The 2,772-nt window shown below is 37.8% G+C and carries 4 protein-coding genes; all 4 read right to left on the minus strand.

What is annotated here, in order from left to right:
- Positions 1–236: hypothetical protein (locus Q0257_RS12140; RefSeq protein WP_298025133.1), on the minus strand; the 236-nt coding region annotated here is incomplete at its 3' end.
- Between the two features lie 62 nt (positions 237–298).
- Positions 299–694, minus strand: coding sequence for a hypothetical protein (locus Q0257_RS12145; RefSeq protein ID WP_298025135.1), 396 nt, complete (start codon positions 692–694; stop codon positions 299–301).
- Positions 695–770: 76 nt separating this feature from the next.
- Entirely contained in the window at positions 771–1,499 is a 729-nt protein-coding gene (locus Q0257_RS12150) for a hypothetical protein (protein ID WP_298025137.1), read from the minus strand.
- Positions 1,496–2,772 (minus strand): colicin E3/pyocin S6 family cytotoxin (locus Q0257_RS12155; RefSeq protein WP_298025139.1); only part of this gene is annotated, 1,277 nt, incomplete at its 5' end. The genes Q0257_RS12150 and Q0257_RS12155, both read right to left, overlap by 4 nt.

Genomic DNA, 2,772 nt, shown 5'->3' on the forward strand with positions numbered 1-2,772 from the left:
GCGGTATCTTTATTGCTATCAGTTAAAATTTTAATATTCTTGCCGCTAAGATTAGAAGCTACGGAGCTGCTTGATTTAGAGCTATCTTTGGAAGTGGTTCCGCTAAGCTCTGCAGAGGCGCCTACGCTAAAGCCCCAAGTAACCCAGCTAGAGGATGCGGCAGATCCTTGAGAGATGAGGGCGGCGGTTAAGAGAGTAAAGGCAAAGCAAGAAAGCTTTTTTATAAATTTATTCATTTTTATCTTTTTAATGGCCTATTAGAAATTTATTTTCTACGCCGTCTCTCTCCCCACACAAATTAATAATATATCCCGTCTACGCAGACATCGGCATTTAGTTCGGCACACATTTTTATCATTTCTTTGCTAAAATCTATAGCATAAACATCGTCCTTTTCCGTCGTATCTACCGCTACATAAATATTAACGGTTAAATTTAATTCCGATATCCTCTTTTTGATATCGCCAAAGTTCGTTTTTAAAATTTCATACAAATCTTTTAACGCATCGTCCGTGTATACACACTCTTTCTTGGCAGTACAACACGACCAGTTACATCTATTTATGACTTCGCCACGTCTTTTATTTATGTCACCAATTTTATTTTTCTCAATCTCCCCGCATAGGATCAAGTCCGAAAAATCAAAGTTATATTTATCCGACGATAAATAAAAAGCAACATACATAGTAGTCATTTATGCTCCTCATAAATTTACAAACCCACCGAACCTCTATAATTACCCATTAACGGCTAAATTTTAAATTATGAGATTATACTATCTCTACCGATATTTGAGCGTCGATTTTGCCGCCATTTTCTTTTAAAATTTCAGGAAATCCCAATTTTATAATCTGCTCTTCGGAGAGGCTATAAGAATAGTGGATATTTGCCTCTATGCTTAGTGGGGCGACTATTTTCGCAACTTCGCTAAAAGGCAGCTTAACGTCCAATAGTGCCAAGTAAAAGGCGTCCTTATCGCTATCAAAGACATTTATATAGCAGCCTTTTATATTTTTATCACCGCCATTTGGAGCTTTGATTATTCTTTCATGGCTAGCATAGGATTCGAAGAAGTATGAAAAACCGGGCTTAACCATATCAATGCATCCAAAAGATCTCATCTGCTCTATGTTTAAGCTATAGCAATATACATAGTAGGGATCGTCTGCATCCGATTTTACGATCGGTTTTATATCTTCTAAATCAAGATCTATTTGCCGCGAATCGGCATAGCTCTCATCGATACCGAAAGATGTTATCTCATAATATGTCTTATAATACATATCGCGTATATGAAATTTAATCCGCTTATCTCTTAAAAGCTTTGGATCTATTTTTATACCGAGTTTTTCTGCGTCCGATTTCGCAATCAATTCAGGCTTGAATATAAATTCTTTTCCAAAACGACCGCTTTGCTCTTTTGGAATTTTAAGTCCATAGAGTTCCCGTCCATCTCTTACCGGAAAAAGATAACGGAAAATACCTTTTATGCTTTTCATTTTTGAATCCTTCTTGTTTTATCCGCGGGTTTAGTTTGTTTGCCAGTTATATAGTCAAATTGACCCAAATGCCACCCTTGCTTATCATATTTTTCTAGCGCCCCATGCCGAGAATCCCACTCATAAATATTACCCTTTTCGTCTTTCCATCGCTTCCTTAATCCGCCGCCGCCCTGATTTGGAGTTTTTCGCCTGTCCTTAGTCAATCCAGGAAAGCCTTTCAAGTCTTTAGTTTTTGGCGCTGGTATATACCCAATAATATTTTCCCCAAATCCCGTTTCTCTACCCTGAACTCCGCCGCCGATCGTTAATTCAGGTTTTATAGGCGATTGAGGAATTTGAGTGTATGGTAGTTTTTCTTCTCTATTCTTAGGAAATATTTTTATATGATCATTTTTGTCCCAGCTTCTTGCCTGTATATTTTTATTTTCTAAATCGTTTAGAATTCTATCATAATTTATGTTTGATCGTTCCTTTGTAGTGCCGCCATTATCAGGATATTTTCCAGGATAATTCCAGTAGACATTGTATTGATCACCTTCATACCAGTTTATTAACCAATTTCCAAAATCTTTTGATAACTGTCTAGTTTTAATAAAAAAGATAGAAGCGGAGGCTGCCTCTATAATAGGCAGAATAGCTGCCACAGCAGCATCATCACTCTTCCTCTGATCCAGCGAGTAAAAGTATTTGGTATCGGCTATGACGGTTTTGTCGTTAGGATTTACTTTGAGCGAATAGTCGTTAAGGCTTCTACCGTTTAATCTTAAAGCCTTTTCCGACATACTTAGCATGCCTAGGGCATAATTGGTAGCGAATTGATTTTGCGCGGGATCTTTAGGTATGAAAGTACCTCGTTTATTATCGCTGCGATGAACGAGCTCGTGTCGTAAGAATGTCATAAATTCTTTCGCACTGCTAATGTGCTTCGTATTGATATATACAGAATTCGGATCGTCTGAGTTAAATTTTCCTCCGCTTCCTCTATTTAGATTGGCAAATTTAACTTTTACCCCCATTTGATTTGCTATATCCTGTGCGGCTCGCTGCTTTTTAAATATATCGGCACTAGGATCGTTTAGCACGTCAAGATTTGCCGCAAGCGACATACTGTCTTTATCGTATCCGCTAGCAAAGCCTCCTATATAGTCAAATATTTTATAGGCTTTCGCATTCTTGGTAGTTGCTATTAAATTTATAGCTTCGTATATCGCGCTACCCCTATTAAGCTCATCCTTTATCTCATTCCTTCCCCCTTCGCTAAACAACCTCA

It is taken from the genome of uncultured Campylobacter sp. (assembly GCF_938018035.1).
Classification (GTDB): Bacteria; Campylobacterota; Campylobacteria; order Campylobacterales; family Campylobacteraceae; genus Campylobacter_B.